The sequence below is a fragment of the Streptococcus sp. 1032 genome, from assembly GCF_013277015.1.
Lineage (GTDB): Bacteria > Bacillota > Bacilli > Lactobacillales > Streptococcaceae > Streptococcus.
Genome location: NZ_VMMD01000017.1, coordinates 1 through 22,705, shown reverse-complemented (window position 1 = coordinate 22,705; position 22,705 = coordinate 1). Strand labels below are relative to the sequence as shown.

Sequence of the window (22,705 nt, the reverse complement as noted above, 5' to 3'; positions counted from 1 at the left end):
ATATCATCAGAAGAAAGTTGAGAAAAATGGCAGAAAAAACATATCCTATGACCCTTGAGGAAAAGGAAAAACTTGAAAAAGAATTAGAAGAATTGAAATTGGTCCGCCGTCCAGAAGTGGTAGAACGCATTAAGATTGCCCGTTCATACGGTGACCTTTCAGAAAACAGTGAGTACGAAGCAGCTAAGGATGAACAAGCCTTTGTTGAAGGACAAATCTCTAGCTTGGAAACAAAAATCCGCTATGCTGAAATCGTCAATAGCGACGCAGTTGCCCAGGACGAAGTAGCGATTGGTAAAACAGTCACTATCCAAGAAATTGGTGAGGACGAAGAAGAAGTTTATATTATCGTAGGTTCAGCGGGTGCGGATGCCTTTGCAGGTAAGGTTTCAAATGAAAGCCCAATTGGACAAGCCTTGATTGGTAAGAAAACAGGTGACACAGCAACCATTGAAACACCTGTTGGTAGCTATGATGTAAAAATCTTGAAGGTTGAAAAAACAGCCTAAAAACAGAAAAAGGAGTGGGGAGGCTATGCGCTTCACTCACTCCTTTTTCCATTTTAAATTGAATTGGAGACGATATGAGTTCAAAGAAGAAAAAAAATAAGATGGAGCGTGGTCTGACCAATCGTCACGTGCAGGTTATGGCCATTGCGGGAACAATCGGAACAGGACTCTTTTTGGGAGCAGGTCGCTCTATCAGCTTAACAGGTCCTTCCATTGTACTGATTTATATGATTACTGGGGCTTTCATGTTCCTCATGATGCGTGCAGTTGGGGAAATGCTCTATCAGGATCCTGAGCAACATACCTTTATCAACTTTATCACGCGCCATTTGGGTAAGGGCTGGGGCTATTTCTCAGTTTGGTCCTACTGGCTATCTGTTGTCTTTATCGGTATGGCGGAAATTACAGCCATATCTCACTACGTTCAGTTTTGGTTCCCTAGCTGGCCAAGTTGGATGATTGAGATTGGATTTTTGACCATTCTAGCTTTAGTCAATCTGATTGCGGTGAAGCTCTTTGGGGAAGTTGAGTTTTGGTTTGCTATGGTCAAGATTGTGGCTATTTTAGCCATGATTGCGACAGGAGTCTTTATGGTCTTGACAGGCTTTAAGACACCCCATGGAGTAGCAAGTTTAGCCAATATTGCCGACAATTTCTCTCTCTTTCCAAATGGTGGAGTTAACTTTGTCATGGCCTTCCAGATGGTTTTCTTTGCCTACCTCATGATTGAGTTTATCGGGGTCACAACTTCTGAAACCAAAAATCCACGTCAGGTCTTGCCAAAAGCCGTTAAGGAAATTCCTTTGCGTATCGCCTTTTTCTACGGTGGTGCCCTCTTAGCTATCATGGCTATCATTCCATGGCGTGAGCTTGCCTCTGCTGATTCTCCTTTTGTTACAGTATTTGAATTGGCAGGAGTCAAGTGGGCGGCAGCCTTGATTAACTTTGTCGTTTTGACATCAGCAGCATCTGCTCTTAACTCAACCCTTTATTCAACAGGGCGCCATTTGTATCAGATTGCTCATGATTCGCCAAATCGCTTCCTAAAGGCTATTAAGGCAGATACTCTTTCTCGCCATAATGTGCCACAAAATGCCATCATCGCTTCAGCAATCTTGATTGCCCTAGCAGCCTTTATCAACGTCTTGCCAGGAGTTTCGGATGCTTTTGCCTTGATTACGGCTTCATCATCAGGTGTCTATATTGCCATTTATATCTTGATTATGGTGGCTCACCTTAAGTATCGCAAGTCACCAGACTTTATGGCGGATGGCTATCTCATGCCCCATTATCGTTTCCTAAATCCTTTAACCATGCTCTTCTTTGCCTTTGTCTTTGTAACCCTCTTTTTACAAGAGTCTACATTTGTAGGAGCAATCGGCTCAGCTATCTGGATTATCGGTTTTGGGATTTACAGCCAGTGGAAATTTAGAAAATAGATTAAAGACTCATCAACTTAGGTTGGTGAGTTTTTCTAGTTTGACAGTCTATTGAAATAGGACTATAATCAAGCTGTAACAGTGTTTGAGGAGGTTTAGATGTACTTTAGATTGGAAAACAAGGAGTCTCAGAAAGCACAAGAAATTGGGAATTTGATTCGTGCTTATAATCGTTCAAAAAGAGAAGAAGCTGAAAGTGAGCCACTTAATCTTTATGTAGAAGATGAAAAGGGCAATCTCCTGGCAGGTTTGATAGCAGAGACTTTTGGAAATTGGCTAGAAATCGAGTATTTATTTGTAAAAGAGGAATTGAGAGGGCAAGGAATCGGTTCAAGACTATTGCAGCAAGCAGAAACTGAAGCTAAGAATCGTAACTGTCGTTTTGCTTTTGTCAATACTTACCAGTTTCAGGCTCCAGATTTTTATAAAAGGCATGGCTACAAGGAAGTCTTTAGGTTACAAGACTATCCCTACATTGGGCAAAGATATTATTACCAAAAGGATTTGTAAGGTGAATATGAAGGTATAAGGCAAAGAGAGACTCGCACATAAGTTAAGTAGCGGTTATAACCTATAAATTGTATCTTTCTAGACGATATTGAGGACAATACAATCGTAGCTGGGACATTAGATGTGAAATCCTAGCAAGTTAAGAAAAGAAGCGATGCCGTCGATATTTTGAAATCCTATATTTAAACTTAACACTCTCTATCTTTTTAAATTGACCTTAATCCGAGATTCCCCTCTCGGATTTTGTGTTGCTTTCATTAAATTTACAGGTAAGACTTGCTAGCTTCAGTAAATATACACAAGCTTTTCAGAATAGAGTGAAATACGAAAGAAAATGGAAGTAATTTTCATTAAACGCTTCCAATGTGCAAAAAAAGTTGACAAATCGAAATTTTAGGACTACACTAAGTAAGTAAATTTTATTTTAAAGGAGAATTCGTTATGAATTTAACATTTTTAGGCTTATGTATTGCCTGTATGGGCGTATCTGTCGGTGAAGGTTTATTGATGAATGGACTGTTTAAATCAGTAGCACGCCAACCAGATATGCTTTCTGAGTTTCGTAGTTTGATGTTTTTAGGTGTTGCCTTTATTGAAGGAACTTTCTTTGTAACTCTTGTCTTCTCATTTATTATCAAATAAATACATGGAACGAGAAGAAAAGGGAGGATTTTAGATGGAAGAAAGTATTAATCCAATCATCTCTATTGGTCCTGTTATCTTCAATCTGACTATGTTAGCCATGACCTTGTTGATTGTGGGAGTTATTTTTGTCTTTATTTATTGGGCAAGCCGCAATATGACCTTGAAACCCAAAGGAAAGCAAAATGTACTTGAGTATGTCTATGACTTTGTTATTGGATTTACAGAACCTAACATTGGTTCGCGCTACATGAAAGATTACTCACTCTTTTTCCTTTGTTTATTTCTTTTCATGGTGATTGCCAATAACCTTGGCTTAATGACAAAGCTTCAAACGATCGATGGGACTAACTGGTGGAGTTCGCCAACCGCTAATTTACAGTATGACTTAACCTTATCTTTTCTTGTCATTTTGTTGACACATATAGAAAGCGTTCGTCGTCGTGGATTTAAAAAAAGTATAAAATCTTTTATGAGTCCTGTTTTTGTCATACCGATGAATATCTTGGAAGAATTTACAAACTTCTTATCTTTGGCTTTGCGGATTTTTGGGAATATCTTTGCAGGAGAGGTCATGACGAGTTTGTTACTTCTTCTTTCCCACCAAGCTATTTATTGGTATCCAGTAGCCTTTGGAGCTAATTTGGCTTGGACTGCATTTTCTGTCTTTATTTCCTGCATCCAAGCTTATGTCTTTACTCTTTTGACATCTGTGTATTTAGGGAATAAGATTAATATTGAAGAGGAATAGAAAGGAGTAACTGATGCACGTAACAGTAGGTGAATTGATTGGTAATTTTATTTTAATCACTGGCTCTTTTATTCTTTTGCTAGTCTTGATTAAAAAATTTGCATGGTCTAATATTACAGGCATTTTCGAAGAAAGAGCTGAAAAAATTGCTTCAGATATTGACAGAGCTGAAGAAGCCCGTCAAAAAGCAGAAGTATTGGCTCAAAAACGCGAAGATGAATTGGCTGGTAGCCGTAAAGAAGCTAAGACAATCATTGAAAATGCAAAGGAAACAGCTGAGCAAAGTAAGGCTAATATCTTAGCAGATGCTAAACTAGAAGCAGGACGCTTAAAAGAAAAAGCAAACCAAGAAATTGCTCAAAACAAAGCTGAAGCTTTACAAAGCGTTAAGGGTGAGGTAGCAGATTTGACCATCAGCCTAGCTGGTAAAATCATCTCACAAAACCTTGACGGTCATGCCCATAAAGAACTCATTGATCAGTATATCGATCAGCTAGGAGAAGCTTAATGGACAAGAAAACAGTAAAGGTAATTGAAAAATACAGCATGCCTTTTGTCCAATTGGTACTTGAAAAAGGAGAAGAAGCCCGTATCTTTTCAGACTTGACTCAAATCAAGCAAGTTGCTGAAGAAACAGGTTTACCTTCTTTTTTAAAAAAAGTGACAGTAGATGAGTCTGACAAGAAAAAAACGATTGCTTTTTTCCAAGACTCTGTGTCACCTTTATTACAAAACTTTATCCAGGTTCTGGTCTACAATCACAGAGCAAATCTTTTTTATGATGTGCTTGTAGATTGCTTGGACCGACTTGAAAAAGAAACAAATCGATTTGAAGTGACGATTACTGCTGCTCATCCTCTAACTGATGAACAAAAGAGTCGTTTGCTCCCTTTGATTGAGAAGAAAATGTCTCTGAAAGTAAGGAGTGTAAAAGAACAAATCGATGAAAGTCTCATTGGTGGTTTTGTTATTTTTGCCAATCACAAGACAATTGATGTGAGTATTAAACAACAACTTAAAGTTGTTAAAGAAAATTTGAAATAGAAAGTGGTGTTCTTTTGGCAATTAACGCACAAGAAATCAGCGCTTTAATTAAGCAACAAATTGAAAATTTCAAACCCAATTTTGATGTGACTGAAACAGGTGTTGTAACCTATATCGGGGACGGTATCGCGCGTGCTCATGGCCTTGACAATGCCATGAGTGGAGAGTTGTTGATCTTTGAAAACGGCTCTTATGGTATGGCTCAAAACTTGGAGTCAACAGACGTTGGTATTATCATCCTAGGTGACTTTACAGATATTCGTGAAGGCGATACAATCCGCCGTACAGGTAAAATCATGGAAGTCCCAGTAGGTGAAAGTCTGATTGGTCGTGTTGTGGATCCGCTTGGTCGTCCGGTTGACGGTCTGGGAGAAATCCACACTGATAAAACTCGTCCAGTAGAAGCGCCAGCTCCTGGTGTCATGCAACGTAAGTCAGTCTCAGAACCATTGCAAACTGGTTTGAAAGCTATTGACGCCCTTGTACCGATTGGTCGTGGTCAACGTGAGTTGATTATCGGTGACCGTCAGACAGGGAAAACAACCATTGCGATTGATACAATCTTGAACCAAAAAGATCAAGATATGATCTGTATCTATGTCGCAATTGGACAAAAAGAATCAACAGTTCGTACGCAAGTAGAAACACTTCGTCAGTACGGTGCCTTGGACTACACAATCGTTGTGACAGCCTCTGCTTCACAACCATCTCCATTGCTCTTCCTAGCTCCTTATACTGGGGTTGCCATGGCGGAAGAATTTATGTACCAAGGCAAGCATGTTTTGATTGTATACGATGATCTATCAAAACAAGCGGTAGCTTATCGTGAACTGTCACTCTTGCTTCGTCGTCCTCCAGGTCGTGAAGCTTTCCCAGGAGATGTCTTCTACCTTCACAGCCGTTTGCTTGAGCGCTCAGCTAAAGTTTCTGATGAACTTGGTGGTGGATCAATTACAGCTCTACCATTTATCGAGACACAAGCAGGAGATATCTCTGCCTATATCGCAACCAACGTGATTTCTATCACTGATGGACAAATCTTCCTTGGTGATGGTCTCTTCAATGCGGGTATTCGTCCAGCCATCGATGCGGGTTCATCTGTATCGCGTGTAGGTGGTTCTGCACAAATCAAAGCCATGAAGAAGGTTGCTGGTACACTTCGTATCGACCTTGCTTCATACCGTGAGTTGGAAGCTTTCACTAAGTTTGGTTCTGACTTGGACGCAGCAACACAGGCTAAGTTGAACCGTGGACGTCGTACCGTTGAGGTCTTGAAACAACCTGTTCACAAACCCTTACCTGTTGAGAAACAAGTAACCATTCTCTATGCTTTGACACATGGTTTCTTGGATACTGTTCCAGTAGATGATATTGTTCGTTTCGAGGAAGAGTTCCATGCCTTCTTTGACGCTCAACATCCAGATATTTTGGAAACCATTCGTGATACAAAAGACTTGCCAGAAGAAGCAGTCTTGGATGCTGCGATTACAGAGTTTCTCAATCAATCTAGCTTCCAATAAGAATAGAGGTGTCAGATGGCAGTATCTCTAAATGATATTAAAACAAAAATCGCCTCAACAAAAAATACGAGTCAAATCACTAATGCCATGCAAATGGTATCAGCTGCTAAGCTAGGTCGCTCTGAAGAAGCTGCTCGCAACTTCCAAGTTTACGCTCAGAAAGTTCGCAAACTTTTGACAGATATTCTTCATGGTAATGGAGCTGGTGGCTCAACCAATCCCATGCTGATTAGCCGTCCTGTGAAGAAGACAGGCTATATCGTCATTACTTCAGATCGCGGTTTGGTTGGAGGGTATAATTCTTCTATTCTGAAAGCCGTTATGGAGTTGAAAGAAGAATACCACCCAGACGGTACAGGTTTTGAAATGATCTGTATCGGTGGAATGGGAGCTGATTTCTTTAAGGCTCGTGGTATTCAACCACTTTATGAATTACGTGGCTTGGCGGATCAGCCTAGCTTTGATCAAGTTCGTAAGATTATTTCAAAAACTGTTGAAATGTACCAAAATGAACTCTTTGATGAACTCTATGTTTGCTACAACCACCATGTCAATACGCTAACCAGTCAAATGCGTGTGGAACAAATGCTTCCGATTGTTGACTTGGATCCAAATGAAGCGGATGAAGACTACAGCTTGACTTTTGAATTGGAAACCAGCCGAGAAGAAATTTTGGAGCAGTTGTTGCCTCAGTTTGCAGAAAGTATGATTTACGGGGCTATTATCGATGCCAAGACAGCTGAAAATGCTGCTGGTATGACAGCCATGCAAACAGCGACAGATAATGCTAAGAAAGTCATCAATGATTTGACAATTCAGTATAACCGTGCCAGACAGGCGGCGATTACACAAGAAATTACAGAAATCGTAGCAGGAGCTAGTGCCTTAGAATAGGCTTTAGTCCAGCTCGTATGAAAATGAACTTAGGACCTAGTTGAGCTAGGAACCGACAGTATCTTATATAGAATAGGAGAAGGAGATGAGTTCAGGTAAAATTGCTCAGGTTATCGGTCCCGTTGTAGACGTCTTGTTTGCAGCAGGGGAAAAACTTCCTGAGATTAACAATGCACTTGTCGTCTACAAAAATGACGAAAGAAAAACAAAAATCGTCCTTGAAGTAGCCTTGGAGTTGGGAGATGGTATGGTCCGTACTATCGCCATGGAATCAACAGATGGGTTGACTCGTGGAATGGAAGTATTGGACACAGGTCGTCCAATCTCTGTACCAGTAGGTAAAGAAACTTTGGGACGTGTCTTCAATGTTTTGGGAGATACCATTGACTTGGAAGCTCCTTTTACAGAAGATGCAGAGCGTCAGCCAATTCATAAAAAAGCTCCAACTTTTGATGAGTTGTCTACCTCTTCTGAAATCCTTGAAACAGGGATCAAGGTTATCGACCTTCTTGCCCCTTACCTAAAAGGTGGTAAGGTTGGACTTTTCGGTGGTGCCGGAGTTGGTAAAACCGTCTTAATCCAAGAATTGATTCACAACATTGCCCAAGAACACGGTGGTATTTCAGTATTTACTGGTGTTGGGGAACGTACTCGTGAGGGGAACGACCTTTACTGGGAAATGAAAGAATCAGGCGTTATCGAGAAAACAGCCATGGTATTTGGTCAGATGAATGAGCCACCAGGAGCACGTATGCGTGTTGCCCTTACTGGCTTGACAATCGCTGAATACTTCCGTGATGTAGAAGGCCAAGACGTGCTTCTCTTTATCGATAATATCTTCCGTTTCACTCAGGCTGGTTCTGAAGTATCTGCCCTTTTGGGTCGTATGCCATCAGCCGTTGGTTACCAACCAACACTTGCTACGGAAATGGGTCAATTGCAAGAGCGTATTACATCAACCAAGAAGGGTTCTGTAACCTCTATCCAGGCTATCTATGTGCCAGCGGATGACTATACTGACCCAGCGCCAGCAACAGCCTTCGCTCACTTGGATTCTACAACAAACTTGGAACGTAAGTTGGTACAATTGGGTATCTACCCAGCCGTTGACCCACTTGCTTCAAGCTCACGTGCCTTGGCACCTGAAATCGTTGGAGAAGAGCACTATGCAGTTGCTGCTGAAGTAAAGCGTGTCCTTCAACGTTACCATGAATTGCAAGATATCATTGCTATCCTTGGTATGGATGAGCTTTCTGATGAAGAAAAGACCTTGGTTGCACGTGCCCGTCGTATCCAGTTCTTCTTGTCACAAAACTTCAACGTTGCAGAACAATTTACTGGTCAGCCAGGTTCTTATGTTCCAGTTGCTGAAACTGTACGTGGCTTTAAGGAAATCCTTGATGGTAAATACGACCACTTGCCAGAAGATGCCTTCCGTGGTGTAGGTTCTATCGAAGATGTGATTGCAAAAGCTGAAAAAATGGGATTTTAAGAGGTGATCTATGGCTCAGTTAACTGTCCAGATCGTGACACCAGATGGTCTCGTCTATGATCACCATGCCAGCTATGTATCGGTTCGAACTCTGGATGGTGAGATGGGGATCTTGCCACGACATGAAAATATGATTGCGGTTTTAGCAGTTGATGAAGTAAAGGTAAAACGTATTGATGACGAAGATCACGTGAACTGGATTGCAGTAAACGGCGGTGTTATTGAAATTGCCAATGATATGATTACAATCGTCGCTGACTCTGCAGAACGTGCTCGTGATATCGATATCAGTCGTGCAGAACGTGCCAAACTTCGTGCAGAACGTGCAATTGAAGAAGCACAAGACAAACACTTGATTGACCAAGAACGTCGTGCGAAGATTGCACTGCAACGTGCCATTAACCGTATAAATGTCGGAAATAGACTATAAGAAAAAAATGAACTTGAAAATACCAAGTTCATTTTTTATGGTGTTTTAAGGAGCAAAACGGATGCAGACTGCTTCTGGAACATGGAAGTCGTTGGAGAGTTCTGCTAGACGACCATTGTCACAATTACGTTTAAAGACAGTTGCATTGTCAGAGTCTTGGTGGACAGCAATGAGAAATTTTTGGTCAGGTGTCAAATCAAAATCCCGCGGAGTCTGACCATGTGTTGGAACGATTTCTAGCAATTCTAAGCTACCGTCCGCAAGGATGGTATATACTGCGATAGAATCATGGCCACGGTTAGAAGCGTAGAGATATTTACCATCTTTTGAGAGACGAATAGCAGCAGTTCCATTAAAGCCTTCGTAAGCTTCTGGTAAAGTTGAAATCACCTGCATGCGTTCAAATTCGCCAACGCCATCGTAGATTAAAACCTCGATAGTACTATTGAGTTCACAAATCAGATAAGCGATTTTATAGTGGTTATGGAAAATAATGTGACGTGAACCTGCTCCTGGCTGGCTGTGGTAGGTATAGAGTTTAGATAATTTCCCTTCTTGATCAAGGTCATAGGTGATGACTTGGTCCGTTCCCAAGTCGCAGGTCACTAGATAGTGGTCAGGTGTTAAATCTGTAAAGTGAACATGGGGGGAAGCTTGATTTTCATGTGGACCTTGGCCACTGTGTTGATCCATATCACTAAGTAGAAGACTACCATCTTCCTGACGTTTATAAACAAGGACTTGTCCCTTGTGATAGTTGGCTGCGTAAACCAAATCACGCTTTTCATCAACAGCAACATAACAGTGGGGAGCTCCTTTTTCAACGACGTGATTTAATAAAGTCCCGTCAGTTTGATAGGCTGCAATGCCCCCCTTGTTATCTTGACTACCAACAGTGTATAGGTGTTGGTGCTGGTCAAAGGCAAGGTAGGTCGGACTTGGCTCAGTAGCAAAAAGTTCTAGGTTTGAAAGCTGACCAGTTTCTGTATCAAAGTCAGCCTTGTAAATTCCTTGGGAAGTACGACGTGTATAAGTTCCAAAATAAACAGTTTCTTTCATAACGTTACCTCTATATAAAGATAAGACTATTATATCACAAAAACAAGCCAATTAAAGACATCCAATTAGATGTAAGCCCTTTAAAAAAATAATTGATTAGTTTTTTGAAAAATATAATAAGAGATTGTTTTCCTTACTTTTCTTCTTAAAAGTGCTATAATGAACTCATAAAATGTTTAAAGGAGTCCTTACTATGAAAAAACGAGTTTTTCTAGCAGCTGGTGTAGCTATACTCTCGGCGGCTATGCTAGCAGCGTGTTCAACAGGTGGTAAAGATGCTACTAAACCTGTTACCTATACCTATGTCTTCTCTACAGACCCTACGACTCTGGATTATACAGTTTCTGGGAATGTCAGCACTAAACAGATTACAGGTAATGTTATTGACGGTCTACTTGAAAATGACCAATATGGGAATCTGATTCCATCAGTTGCAGAAGATTGGACTGTTTCAAAAGATGGTTTGACCTATACCTATAAAATCCGTCAGGGTGTCAAATGGTATACCAATGAAGGCGAAGAGTATGGTGAAGTCAAAGCTCAGGACTTTGTAACTGGTCTGAAGCACGCAGCTGATAAGAAATCACAGGCTCTTTATCTGGTTCAAGACTCAGTTCAAGGTTTGGACGATTATGTCAATGGAAAAACAACAGATTTCTCTACTGTTGGTGTAAAAGCGACAGATGATTATACGGTTGTTTACACTTTGAACCATCCAGAATCTTTCTGGAATTCCAAGACAACAATGGGCGTTCTTGCCCCAATTAGCGAGGACTTTTTGGCTTCTAAAGGAGATGACTTTGGGAAGGCGACTGATGTAACAAGCATTCTTTATAATGGTGCCTATCTCCTAAAAGGATTGACATCTAAATCTTCCATTGAGATGACCAAAAATCAAAACTATTGGGATAAGCAAAATGTCTTTATTGATGATATTAAATTGTCTTTCTTTGATGGTCAGGATGCCGATTCTCTTGGACGTGGCTTTGATGAAGGACATTATCCAGCGGCACCTCTCTTTAAAAATTCTGCCAATTATGAACGTCTAAAAGAAAAGTACAAGGATAATATTGTATATGGTCAACAAAGAGGTGGCGTATTCTATATGTCTACTAATATTGATCGTGTAGCTTATAACCATACTGCTAAAACAAGTGATGCGGAAAAATCATCCACTAAAAAGGCTTTGTTGAATAAAGATTTCCGTCAATCCTTGGCTTTCGCTGCAGATCGTACGGCTGCAGTATCTCAAGTATTTGGGGACGAAGTGGCACCTCGTAAATTACGTACAAGTTTTACCCCTCCAACATTTGTCCAAGTTGGAGAGCAGTCATTTGGGCAAGTAGCTAAGGCAGAATTGGATAAGTTAGATGATGTATGGAAAGATGTCAGTCTTGATGATGCACAAGATTCACTTCATAATGTAGACAAGGCTAAAGCTAAATTTGAAGTTGCCAAGAAAACACTTCAAGCCGATGGAGTACAGTTCCCCGTTCATTTAGACCTTCCAGTTTCCTCTACTCAGACAGATTTTATTCGTCAAGCCCAATCTTATAAACAATACATTGAGGAAGCCTTAGGCTCTGAAAATATAGTGATTGACATTCAACAAGTTTCTGATGATGAATTGGGAAATATGACAGTATTTGCAACATCGACTAACAATACTGATTGGGATATCAATGTAAATAGTGGTTGGAGTCCTGATTATGCAGATCCATCAACCTATTTAGATGTATTTGATCCAACATCTGGCCCAACTCTTCTAGGAGCACTTGGTGTAGCACCAGGTACAGATAATCCGGCCATCAAAGCTGTTGGTTTAGATAAGTTTAAAGAGTTAATTACGGATGCTAGTGGTGAGAAAACAGATCTGCAAAAACGTTATTCTAAATATGCTAAAGCACAAGCTTGGTTAACAGATAGTGCCTTGGTTATTCCTGTATACTCAGATGGTGCCCAAATGCTAATAACGAAGAAAGTTCCAGGTAGCGGTGCAGATGGTTGGGTAGGTGATAAGACAAGTGAACACAGCTACAAGTACCAAAAATTACAAGACAAGATTGTAACGTCTAAAGAAATGGATGACTTCCGCAAGAAATTTGCTGAGGAAAAAGCCAAATCAAATGCTGATTATCAGAAGAACTTAGACCGTCATATTCAAGACTAATCGAATCTCCTCTTTTGAGGAGATTTTTTATGTCGCTGTCTCCATGTAATACTCAATGAAAATCAAAGAGCAAACTAGGAAGCTAGCCGCAGGCTGTACTTGAGTACGGCAAGGCGAAGCTGACGTGGTTTGAATTTGATTTTCGAAGAGTATAAGCACTTAAAAAAAGAGTTATTTTACTTCAAAAATGGTATAATGAGAGGACGATAGAAAGGAAGTATTTATGGAGCAAAAAGAGAAACATTTTAGCCTATCTTGGTTTTTTAAGTGGTTTTTAGATAACAAGGCCATTACGGTATTTTTAGTAACCTTATTATTGGGACTGAATCTTTTTATTTTAAGTAAGATTAGTTTTCTATTTTCACCTGTTTTAGACTTTTTAGCAGTTGTGATGTTACCAGTCATTCTGTCTGGTTTGTTATATTATTTATTGAATCCCATTGTTGATTGGATGGAAAAACACAAAGTCAATCGCGTTATAGCTATCACTATTGTCTTTGTCATCATTGCTCTCTTTATTATTTGGGGCTTGGCAGTCGCCATTCCAAATCTGCAACGCCAGGTTTTGACCTTTGCAAGAAACGTTCCTGTTTACTTAGAAGATATAGATAGGGTTGTTAATGGATTGGTAGCCCAGCATCTGCCAGATGATTTCAGACCTCAGTTAGAGCAGGTTTTGACAAACTTCTCTAGTCAGGCTACAGTTTGGGCAAGTAAGGTTTCATCTCAGGCAGTCAACTGGGTGAGTGCCTTTATTAGCGGGGCATCTCAAGTGATTGTTGCCTTGATTATCGTTCCTTTCATGCTCTTTTATCTCTTGCGTGATGGGAAAGGCTTGCGTAACTATTTGACCCAATTCATGCCAAGAAAATTGAAAGAACCTGTTGGACAAGTTTTGTCAGACGTGAATCAACAGTTGTCCAACTATGTTCGAGGGCAAGTGACAGTGGCTATTATTGTTGCGGTAATGTTTATGATCTTCTTCAAGATTATCGGTCTACGCTATGCGGTTACGCTTGGTGTTACTGCTGGTATTTTAAATCTGGTTCCTTATCTTGGTAGTTTCCTAGCTATGCTTCCTGCCTTAGTTCTGGGCTTGATTGCTGGACCAGTCATGCTTTTGAAAGTAGTGATTGTCTTTATCGTAGAACAAACTATTGAAGGCCGTTTTGTCTCTCCATTGATTTTGGGAAGTCAATTAAATATCCATCCCATTAATGTTCTCTTTGTTTTGTTAACTTCAGGATCTATGTTTGGTATCTGGGGAGTTTTACTTGGTATTCCGGTTTATGCCTCTGCTAAGGTTGTCATTTCAGCCATTTTCGAATGGTATAAGGTAGTCAGTGGTCTATATGAAGTAGAGGGAGAGGAAGTCAAAAGTGAACAATAGTCAACAGATGTTACAGGCTTTGGAAGAGCAAGATTTAGCCAAGGCAGAGCACTATTTCGCCGAAGCTTTAGAAAATGATTCAAGTGACCTTCTGTATGAGTTGGCAACTTATCTTGAAGGGATTGGTTTTTATCCTCAGGCAAAGGAGATTTACCTGAAAATTGTAGAGGATTTCCCAGAGCTTCATCTTAATCTAGCTGCAATTGCTAGCGAGGATGGTCAAATAGAGGAAGCCTTTGCTTATCTTGAGGAAATCCAAGCTGACAGTGACTGGTATGTGTCGGCTTTGCTTCTTAAGGCAGATCTTTACCAGATGGAGGGTTTGACAGATGTGGCGCGTGAGAAATTATTGGAAGCCTTGACCTACTCAGAGGATCCTCTCTTGATACTGGGCTTGGCAGAGTTGGATAGTGAGTTGGAAAATTACCAAGAGGCTATTCAAGGCTATGCTCAGTTAGATAATCGCTCGATTTATGAGCAAACAGGCATTTCCACCTATCAACGAATTGGCTTTGCCTATGCACAGTTGGGGAAATTTGAAGCGGCTATAGAGTTTTTAGAAAAAGCCTTGGAGTTAGAATACGATGACCTAACAGCTTTTGAGTTGGCCAGTCTTTATTTTGATCAAGAAGAGTACCAAAAGGCCGTCCTCTACTTTAAGCAGATCGATACCATTTCTCCTGACTTTGAAGGCTATGAATATGGTTATAGCCAGGCCTTACATAAGGAACACCAAGTTCAAGAAGCCCTGCGTATCGCTAAGCAAGGCTTAGAGAAAAATCCCTTTGAAACTCGCCTCTTGCTGGCTACTTCACAATTTTCTTATGAATTGCATGATGCTAGTGGAGCAGAGAACTACCTCCTTACTGCTAAAGAAGATGCTGAGGATACGGAAGAAATCTTACTCCGTCTAGCAACTATTTATCTGGAGCAGGAGCGTTATGAGGATATTCTAGACTTGCAAAGTGAGGAGCCAGAAAATCTCTTGACCAAGTGGATGATTGCTCGTTCCTATCAAGAAATAGACGATTTGGATACTGCCTATGAGCATTACCAAGAGTTGTCAGGAGATTTGAAGGACAATCCAGAGTTTCTGGAACACTATATCTACCTCTTGCGTGAATTGGGCTACTTTGAGGAAGCAAAAGTCAATGCACAAGCTTACTTAAAACTGGTTCCAGATGATGTGCAAATGCAAGAACTATTTGAGAGATTGTAAGAATGTTTAAACATATAGAACTGTAGTTTATCTCTTTTGATAGCTACGGTTTTTATTTGTATATGATAGAATTTTTTTGCAAAAATGGTTGGTTATTTTGTTTATTCATGCTATAATAGGAACAATTACTTTTAGGAGGTGCAGTATGTCTTATTTATTTGAGATATTACCGAGTTTACTGAATGGTGCGAGTACGACTGTACAGGTCTTTGCACTGGTCTTGCTATTTTCGATTCCTTTGGGCGTTTTGATTGCCTTTGCCTTGCAAGTCCATTGGAAGCCCCTCCATTATCTGATTAACATTTACATCTGGGTTATGCGTGGCACCCCCTTACTCTTGCAACTGATTTTTATTTATTATGTGCTTCCAAGTATTGGGATTCGTTTAGACCGCCTTCCTGCTGCCATTATTGCCTTTGTTCTCAACTATGCAGCTTACTTTGCAGAAATTTTCCGTGGAGGAATTGACACTATTCCAAGAGGACAGTATGAGGCTGCCAAGGTCTTGAAGTTTAGTCCCTTTGCCACAGTACGCTATATTATCTTGCCTCAGGTGACCAAGATTGTTCTTCCTAGTGTCTTTAATGAGGTTATGAGTTTGGTAAAGGATACTTCTCTGGTCTATGCTCTAGGAATTTCAGATCTTATCTTGGCTAGTCGAACAGCTGCTAACCGCGATGCTAGTCTGGTTCCTATGTTCTTGGCAGGTGCCATTTACTTGATTTTAATTGGGATTGTGACAATTATTTCCAAAAAAGTTGAGAAGAAGTACAGTTATTATAGATAGGAGGTTGCCATGTTAGAATTACGAAATATCAATAAGAAATTTGGAGACAAACAAATCCTGTCTGATTTCAGTCTAAGTATTCCTGAAAAGCAAATCCTGGCTATCGTTGGACCTTCTGGTGGCGGTAAGACGACCCTCTTACGTATGCTTGCAGGTCTTGAAACCATTGATTCAGGGCAAATCTTTTATAATGGACAACCTTTAGAGTTGGATGAATTACAGAAGCGAAACCTACTGGGATTTGTATTCCAAGATTTTCAACTGTTCCCTCATTTATCAGTTCTGGACAATTTGACTTTATCGCCTGTGAAGACCATGGGGATGAAGCAGGAAGAGGCTGAGAAGAAGGCGCGTGGTCTCTTGGAACAATTAGGACTAGGAGGACACGCAGATGCCTATCCATTTTCATTATCTGGTGGGCAAAAGCAGCGGGTGGCCTTGGCGCGTGCTATGATGATTGACCCAGAAATCATTGGCTACGATGAACCAACTTCTGCCCTGGATCCAGAATTACGCTTGGAAGTGGAAAAACTAATCTTGCAAAATAGGGAACTTGGGATGACCCAGATTGTGGTAACCCACGATTTGCAGTTCGCGGAAAATATCGCAGATCAGATTCTCAAGGTTGAGCCTAAGTAGGAGGTGTCGATGACTAATAAGAAAATTGTTTTAGTATTGTTTTCTCTCCTGACTCTCTTTTTAACAGCTTGTACTCAGAAGGCTAGTGATCCAAAGCAAGATAACTGGGATAAGTATCAAGAGCAAGGCAGTATAACCATTGGTTTTGACAATACCTTTGTACCCATGGGTTTTGAAGAAAAGAATGGCCAATATACGGGCTTTGATATTGACTTAGCACAAGCAGTTTCTGAAAAATTAGGTTTTAAGGTGCAATTTCAGCCAATTGACTGGGATATGAAGGAGACGGAACTGCAAAATGGAACTATAGATGCCATCTGGAATGGCTATTCTGCCACTGATGAACGCCGAGAGAAGGTTGCCTTTAGCATTCCATATATGGAAAATCAGCAAGTTCTGGTTGCGAAGAAAAGCCAGCAAATTCATTCAGTAGAGGATATGAAGGATAAGATCTTGGGTGCCCAAGCTGGTTCCTCTGGTTATTTAGACTTCGAAGCCCAGCCAGATTTACTGAAAAATCGTGTCAAAGACCAGAAGGCTAATCAGTACCAGAGTTTTAATGAGGCCTTGATTGATTTGAAAAATGACCGGATTGATGCTCTGTTAATTGACCGAGTGTATGCCAATTATTATCTTCAGTCTGAAGGGATATTAAATGACTATAATGTTTTTTCAGCAGGATTTGAAAGTGAATCTTTTGCGGTCGGAGTTAGACCAGCTGATAAAAGATTATTAACAGCATTAAACCAGGCCTTAATCGAACTATACCAAGAAGGAAAGTTCCAAGAAATCAGCCAAAAATGGTTTGGAGAAGATGTAGCAACCAAAGAAGTAAAAGAAGGACAGTAATATAAAATAGTGGCTGAGACTGCGTTTTGATTAGCAAAACGTAGTTTTTTTATAATCTAGGAAAACGATAATAGCGATTGAATCTGCATAATTGAATAAATAGCCCACTGTGATTTTAAACCATTGTTAAAAATTGATTTGACTTCCAAAATTAAAATGTTCTGTAATGAAATGCTGATGCAACTGTTTTAGGAACAATAAAACGCATAATATCAAGGGTTTCTGGCACCTTATATTATGCGTTTTTGTGATTTTAAGACTTGTTAGCTGATTTTTTACAATCCTGCGAAATCTTTGATTTCTTGTGCTGACATTGAAGAGTCGCAACGGACATTGATTTGTCCATCTGCAATGTGAACGAAGCCTGGTACAGTTGGAATTCCATAGCGTGAGCGGAATTCTTGCAACTCATTGAGTTGGCTTGGTTCTTCACTGTTGATGAAGTAAATGTGAGCTTTGGTTTCAGCTACGACACCTGACAATGTACCTGCAAATTTACGGCAGTAAGGGCAAGTTTTACGACCGATGAAGAAGGTTGCAGTTTCTTTCTTATCAAGAGCTTCTTGCGCACGCGCAACTGTAGTGACTTCAAGGTCTTTGATATTATCTAAAAATTGTTCCATGAGATTACCTCGCTTTCATTGATAAGTCTAGTATGCCATAAAGTTTCTAAAATTGCTTAGATTTGATACGAAAAAAAGATGAGATTGTTTGGTCTCATCTTTTATAGGACTTTATTTTACAAAAGCATTGATTTCTGCTTCGATATTAGTAATCTTAGCTTGTGATTCTTCGTTTGTTTCCCCTACAACTGCAATGTAGAACTTGATTTTTGGTTCTGTCCCTGAAGGGCGAACGGCAATCCATGAACCGTCAGCAAGTGTGTATTTTAACACATCACTTGGAGGAGTTGTCAAGTTTGTAACAGTACCGTCAGCAGCAGTAGCAGTTTGTGCCTTGAAGTCTTCTACGACAGTGATAGCTGTTGCGTTCCATTCTTTTGGAGCATTGTTGCGGAATTTAGCCATAATTGCTTTGATTTGTTCAGCACCATCAACACCTGAAAGGGTAACAGAGATAGTTTTTTCTGCGTAGTAGCCATACTCTTTATAGATTTCTTCGATACCGTCAGCAAGGGTTAAACCACGTGAACGGTAGTAGGCAGCAAGTTCAGCAACGACAAGAACAGCTTGGATAGCGTCTTTATCACGTACGAATGGTTTAATCAAGTAACCGAAGCTTTCTTCAAATCCCATCATGTAAGTGTGGTTGTGTTTTTCTTCGAATTCTTGGATTTTTTCAGCGATAAATTTGAAACCTGTCAAAACGTTGAACATGGTTGCGCCGTAGCTTTCAGCAATCTTCGTTACCAAGTCAGTTGATACGATAGATTTGCAAAGGGCTGCATTTTCAGGAAGAGTTCCAGCATTTTTGTGGGCTTCCAAGATGTATTTAGCCATGATAGCACCGATTTGGTTACCTGATAGGTTAAGGTAGCTACCATCTTTTTGAAGAACTTCAACACCAACACGGTCAGCATCAGGGTCAGTTGCCACAAGAACATCTGCACCAACTTGACGACCAAGTTCTTCAGCAAGGGCAAAGGCTGCTTGGCTTTCTGGGTTTGGAGATTTTACAGTTGAGAAGTCTGGATCAGCAGTTGCTTGCGCTTCAACGACTTGAACTGAGTCAAATCCTGCTTGGGCAAGAGCACGACGAGCCAACATTTCACCAGTACCATGAAGTGGTGTGTAGACAATCTTCATGTCTTTACCGAATTCTTCAATCAAGGCTGGGTTGATGTTTACGTCCTTAACCTCTTTAAGGTATTCTACGTCAACAGCTTCACCGATAACTTCGATCAAGCCAGAAGCTTTTTCAGCTTCCACATCAGCAACTTCTACCGCAAATGGGTTTTCGATTGCGCGGATATAAGTAGTCAAAGCGTCTGCGTCGTGTGGAGGCATTTGTCCACCGTCTTCACCGTAAACCTTGTAACCGTTAAATGGAGCAGGGTTGTGGCTGGCTGTGACCATAATACCTGCGAAACAGTTGAGGTGACGAACTGCAAATGATAGTTCTGGAGTTGGACGAAGGCTTTCAAATACATAAGATTTGATACCGTGTTTAGCAAGAACTGCTGCAGATTCAAAGGCAAACTCAGGTGAGAAGTGACGGCTATCGTAGGCAATTGCGACACCGCGTTCTTTTTCGTTTCCACCTTTTGACTCAATCAAACGAGCCAATCCTTCAGTAGCTTGGCGAACAACGTAGATGTTGATGCGGTTTGTACCAGCACCAATCAAACCACGCATACCTGCAGTACCAAATTCAAGATTTGTATAGAAGGCATCTTCCTTTGTTTTTTCGTCCATATTTTCCAAATCTTGACGAAGATAGTCAGGAAGCTCCGCAAAATCAACCCATTTCTGGTAATTTTCTTGGTAAGACATTAAAATTCTCCTTTATTTTTAAAACATTTAATCAGTTTGATTATATCATTTTTTTTAGTTTTAGTAAAACCTTATCTGCTTCGAAAATCTTTTCAAACCAGGTCGGATTGAATTTGGGGTTTATATGATGTTGAGGCTAGGGAAAATTCAATCTCAGTAAAAAAAGTAAGTCTTCTCATAATAAAANNTTTTATTATGAGAAGACTTTTACCCAGTATCTTTTATTGGTGATAATCTTCCAGCAAGGCTTCAAACTCAGATACTGACATACCCAGCTGTTGGCTGGCAAATTCAGTGCTTAATACATGTTGGCGAACTAGATTTGCTAACATAGCGAAACCGCCTTCTGCACGCCCTCTCTCCAACCCTTTCTCCTCAGCTTGCTCCAAAGCATAGTCCTGTGCTAACAAGGCTTGTTCTTCTCGCATACGTAGTTGACTAAACATTTTCCTGTCCTCCTCGGACCAGCTCTTATAGTCCAGCAGTTGGTCTGCTTGACTGATGGCTCGCTCAGGTTGCTGGGTAAAGGGTTTATTCCCGAAAAACTCCAACCACGGCTTGCGAACGCTATCTTTGCTGGTTTCTCTGTATTTTTTAAGTTCTAAGAACGCCATCTTAACAAGATGGTTTTCTTGACCGTTACTTGTGATGGTTAAGACTTCACCTGTCGTGTCCTCTCGCATGCTAAAACTATGGAAGGCCAAATCATCTGAAAAGTAATTGCTGTCCACAATTGCGATAGCATATACTGGTGCGATGTGTTTATAGCTCTGATGAGTATCACCTTCTCGTTGACGAATTTTTTCTAGGTTTTGATTGACCTGACTGCAAAGGTAAGCCCACAGGCGATTGATGAAAAAATTCTGATGATGCACCTGAATTTCGATGATAACTTGAGTGCCATTGTCTAGTTCAGCTAAAACATCTATACTGGTATAGAAATCTTGGGCCGAGTACGGCATGGAAGGCAAGACGTGAATATTGCTTCCTTCCAAAATGGTTACATTTTTTGCTGGCAAGTCCAGCATATCGCGGATAAATTGACAAGTGATTTCTGGATTGCTGAAAATTTTCTTAGCAACCAAATCATTAGTTGGGCTAATGCCCGGATGACGTACAGTCATATTTCTTCTCCTTTCATTATAGCACATTTTTTAATCTAATTTGCTAGATTTGATGCTTCTATCTATTTATTCGTAAAAGAGAGTGAAAAGTTCAAACTTTCCTGAAAATAGCAATACATTAAGTAAAAAAAGATAGCCAAACTCTTTCCATCAAGAAATTTAGCTATCTTTTTTAGGTTGTTTTAAGATTGCATAACGCTTACAGATTTCTCACTTATGTTCTTCCAGCAGTGCCTCAAACTCAGCCACAGTCATGCCTAATTGCTGGCTGGCTACCTCAGAAGTCAGAAGACCTTGGCGGACCATATCTAGGAAGGCAAAAAGTTTTCCACGTTCAAGTCCTTGTTCTAAACCTTTTTCGATGCCCTGTTCAATCCCCTCTGCGCGACCACGCTCCAAGCCCTTTTCCTCAGCTTGTTCCAAAGCATAGTCCTGTGCTAACAAGGCTTGTTCTTCACGCATACGTAGTTGACTAAACATCTTCCTGTCCTCCTCGGACCAGCTCTTATAGTCCAGCAGTTGGTCTGCCTGGCTGATGGCTCGCTCTGGTTGTTGGGTAAAGGGCTTGTTGCCGAAAAACTCCAACCACGGCTTGCGAACCTCGTCTTTGCTGGTTTCTCTGTATTTTTTAAGTTCTAAGAAAGCCATCTTAACCAGATGGTTTTCTTGACCGTTATTTGTGATGGTTAAGACTTCACCTGTCGTGTCCTCGCGCATGCTAAAGCTATGAAAAGCTAAGTCATCTGAGAAGTAGTTGCTGTCCACAATTGCGATAGCGTATACTGGTGCGATGTGTTTATAGCTCTGGTGTGTATCACCTTCTCGTTGGCGAATTTTTTCAAGGTTTTGATTGACCTGACTGCACAGGTAAGCCCACAGGCGATTGATGAAAAAATTCTGATGATGCACCTGAATCTCAATGATAACTTGAGTGCCATTGTCCAACTCCGCTAACACATCTATACTGGTATAGAAATCCTGCGCCGAGTAGGGCAGGGAAGGCAAGACATGAATGTTACTTCCCTCCAAAATGGTCACATTTTTGGCTGGTAAATCCAGCATATCGCGAATAAATTGACAAGTGATTTCTGGATTACTAAAAATCTTTTTAGCAACCAAGTCATTAGTTGGGCTAATGCCCGGATGACGTAAGGTCATATTCTTTCTCCTTTCATTATAGCACATTTTTTAATCTAATTTGCTAGATTCTATGCTTCTATCTATTTATTCGGAAAAGAAAGGGAAAAGTTCAAACTTTCCTGAAAATAGCAATACATTAAGTAAAAAAAGATAGCCAAACTCTTTCCATCAAGAAATTTAGCTATCTTTTTTAGGTTGTTTTAAGATTGCATAACGCTTACAGATTTCTCACTTATGTTCTTTCAACAGTGCCTCAAACTCAGCCACAGTCATGCCTAACTGCTGGCTGGCAATCTCAGGTGTTAAAAGATGCTGGTGAACGAGATTTGCTAACATTGCGAAACCGCCTTCAGCTCGCCCACGCTCTAGTCCCCGCTCCAAACCCTTTTCTTCAGCTTGTTCCAAGGCATAGTCCTGCGCTAACAAGGCTTGTTCTTCGCGCATACGTAGTTGACTAAACATTTTCCTGTCCTCCTCGGACCAGCTTTTATAGTCCAGCAGTTGGTCTGCTTGGCTGATGGCTCGCTCGGGTTCTTGGGTAAAGGGTTTGTTCCCGAAAAACTCCAACCACGGCTTGCGAACCTCGTCTTTGCTGGTTTCTCTGTATTTTTTTAATTCCAAGAATGCCATCTTGACCAGATGGT

The 22,705-nt window shown here is 40.6% G+C and carries 22 protein-coding genes and 1 pseudogene; 17 read left to right on the top strand and 6 right to left on the bottom strand.

Features of this window, described 5'->3' with window-relative positions:
• Positions 1-26 precede the first annotated feature (26 nt).
• The 11 genes from greA to HT711_RS06295 all read left to right on the top strand — a co-directional run bounded on the left by greA (position 27) and on the right by HT711_RS06295 (position 9,231).
• Entirely contained in the window at positions 27-509 is a 483-nt protein-coding gene (gene greA, locus HT711_RS06345; RefSeq protein ID WP_000818760.1) for a transcription elongation factor GreA, read from the top strand.
• A gap of 74 nt (positions 510-583) precedes the next feature.
• The gene (locus HT711_RS06340; protein WP_173249873.1) at positions 584-1,948 is read left to right on the top strand and encodes an amino acid permease; all 1,365 of its coding nucleotides are present in this window, start codon (positions 584-586) and stop codon (positions 1,946-1,948) included.
• A 99-nt stretch (positions 1,949-2,047) separates the two neighbouring features.
• On the top strand, positions 2,048-2,458 hold the full coding sequence (locus HT711_RS06335; protein WP_173249872.1) for a GNAT family N-acetyltransferase: 411 nt from the start codon (positions 2,048-2,050) through the stop codon (positions 2,456-2,458).
• A gap of 441 nt (positions 2,459-2,899) precedes the next feature.
• Entirely contained in the window at positions 2,900-3,100 is a 201-nt protein-coding gene (locus tag HT711_RS06330; protein WP_001054562.1) for a F0F1 ATP synthase subunit C, read from the top strand.
• 34 nt (positions 3,101-3,134) lie between these two features.
• A complete protein-coding gene (atpB, locus tag HT711_RS06325; protein WP_000392851.1) occupies positions 3,135-3,851 on the top strand; it encodes a F0F1 ATP synthase subunit A in 717 nt (238 codons plus the stop codon).
• A gap of 13 nt (positions 3,852-3,864) precedes the next feature.
• A complete protein-coding gene (gene atpF, locus HT711_RS06320) occupies positions 3,865-4,359 on the top strand; it encodes a F0F1 ATP synthase subunit B (protein WP_023941012.1) in 495 nt (164 codons plus the stop codon).
• Positions 4,359-4,895, top strand: coding sequence for a F0F1 ATP synthase subunit delta (locus HT711_RS06315; protein WP_023941011.1), 537 nt, complete (start codon positions 4,359-4,361; stop codon positions 4,893-4,895). The genes atpF and HT711_RS06315 overlap by 1 nt, the downstream gene beginning before the upstream one ends.
• 14 nt (positions 4,896-4,909) lie before the next feature.
• On the top strand, positions 4,910-6,415 hold the full coding sequence (gene atpA / locus HT711_RS06310) for a F0F1 ATP synthase subunit alpha (RefSeq protein ID WP_023941010.1): 1,506 nt from the start codon (positions 4,910-4,912) through the stop codon (positions 6,413-6,415).
• A gap of 15 nt (positions 6,416-6,430) precedes the next feature.
• Positions 6,431-7,309: a F0F1 ATP synthase subunit gamma gene (locus tag HT711_RS06305; protein WP_000301222.1), complete on the top strand. Its 879-nt coding sequence runs from the start codon at positions 6,431-6,433 to the stop codon at positions 7,307-7,309.
• An 85-nt stretch (positions 7,310-7,394) separates the two neighbouring features.
• Entirely contained in the window at positions 7,395-8,801 is a 1,407-nt protein-coding gene (gene atpD, locus HT711_RS06300; protein ID WP_000094360.1) for a F0F1 ATP synthase subunit beta, read from the top strand.
• Positions 8,802-8,811: 10 nt separating this feature from the next.
• Positions 8,812-9,231, top strand: a complete 420-nt coding sequence (locus tag HT711_RS06295; protein WP_000068041.1) for a F0F1 ATP synthase subunit epsilon — start codon at positions 8,812-8,814, stop codon at positions 9,229-9,231.
• Positions 9,232-9,276: 45 nt separating this feature from the next.
• On the opposite strand, the gene HT711_RS06290 is transcribed toward HT711_RS06295, so the two are convergent.
• Complete coding sequence (locus HT711_RS06290; protein ID WP_173234260.1) at positions 9,277-10,290, bottom strand: lactonase family protein; 1,014 nt, start codon at positions 10,288-10,290, stop codon at positions 9,277-9,279.
• Positions 10,291-10,483: 193 nt separating this feature from the next.
• Between HT711_RS06290 and HT711_RS06285 the strand changes: the two genes are divergently transcribed.
• The 6 genes from HT711_RS06285 to HT711_RS06260 all read left to right on the top strand — a co-directional run bounded on the left by HT711_RS06285 (position 10,484) and on the right by HT711_RS06260 (position 17,344).
• Entirely contained in the window at positions 10,484-12,460 is a 1,977-nt protein-coding gene (locus HT711_RS06285; RefSeq protein ID WP_173234262.1) for a peptide ABC transporter substrate-binding protein, read from the top strand.
• A gap of 223 nt (positions 12,461-12,683) precedes the next feature.
• Positions 12,684-13,850 carry an AI-2E family transporter gene (locus tag HT711_RS06280; RefSeq protein ID WP_119920095.1) on the top strand — a complete coding sequence of 389 codons (1,167 nt, stop codon included), beginning with the start codon at positions 12,684-12,686 and terminating at the stop codon, positions 13,848-13,850.
• The gene (locus tag HT711_RS06275; RefSeq protein WP_173234264.1) at positions 13,840-15,069 is read left to right on the top strand and encodes a tetratricopeptide repeat protein; all 1,230 of its coding nucleotides are present in this window, start codon (positions 13,840-13,842) and stop codon (positions 15,067-15,069) included. Before HT711_RS06280 ends, HT711_RS06275 begins: the two co-directional genes overlap by 11 nt.
• 145 nt (positions 15,070-15,214) lie before the next feature.
• Positions 15,215-15,856, top strand: a complete 642-nt coding sequence (locus HT711_RS06270; protein ID WP_031222863.1) for an amino acid ABC transporter permease — start codon at positions 15,215-15,217, stop codon at positions 15,854-15,856.
• Positions 15,857-15,865: 9 nt separating this feature from the next.
• Positions 15,866-16,495, top strand: coding sequence for an amino acid ABC transporter ATP-binding protein (locus tag HT711_RS06265; RefSeq protein ID WP_173234266.1), 630 nt, complete (start codon positions 15,866-15,868; stop codon positions 16,493-16,495).
• Positions 16,496-16,504: 9 nt separating this feature from the next.
• Positions 16,505-17,344, top strand: coding sequence for an amino acid ABC transporter substrate-binding protein (locus tag HT711_RS06260; protein ID WP_164226888.1), 840 nt, complete (start codon positions 16,505-16,507; stop codon positions 17,342-17,344).
• A gap of 275 nt (positions 17,345-17,619) precedes the next feature.
• Here HT711_RS06260 and HT711_RS06255 read toward each other — a convergent pair whose 3' ends face one another.
• The 5 genes and pseudogenes from HT711_RS06255 to HT711_RS11265 form a co-directional block, all read right to left on the bottom strand.
• Positions 17,620-17,967, bottom strand: coding sequence for a thioredoxin (locus tag HT711_RS06255; RefSeq protein WP_173234268.1), 348 nt, complete (start codon positions 17,965-17,967; stop codon positions 17,620-17,622).
• Between the two features lie 111 nt (positions 17,968-18,078).
• Complete coding sequence (locus HT711_RS06250; RefSeq protein ID WP_173234270.1) at positions 18,079-19,797, bottom strand: phospho-sugar mutase; 1,719 nt, start codon at positions 19,795-19,797, stop codon at positions 18,079-18,081.
• 221 nt (positions 19,798-20,018) lie between these two features.
• Positions 20,019-20,921, bottom strand: coding sequence for an Rpn family recombination-promoting nuclease/putative transposase (locus tag HT711_RS06245; protein WP_173234823.1), 903 nt, complete (start codon positions 20,919-20,921; stop codon positions 20,019-20,021).
• A gap of 210 nt (positions 20,922-21,131) precedes the next feature.
• Positions 21,132-22,079 carry an Rpn family recombination-promoting nuclease/putative transposase gene (locus tag HT711_RS06240; RefSeq protein ID WP_173234821.1) on the bottom strand — a complete coding sequence of 316 codons (948 nt, stop codon included), beginning with the start codon at positions 22,077-22,079 and terminating at the stop codon, positions 21,132-21,134.
• 210 nt (positions 22,080-22,289) lie between these two features.
• Positions 22,290-22,705: pseudogene (locus HT711_RS11265) on the bottom strand (hypothetical protein); the annotation flags it as partial.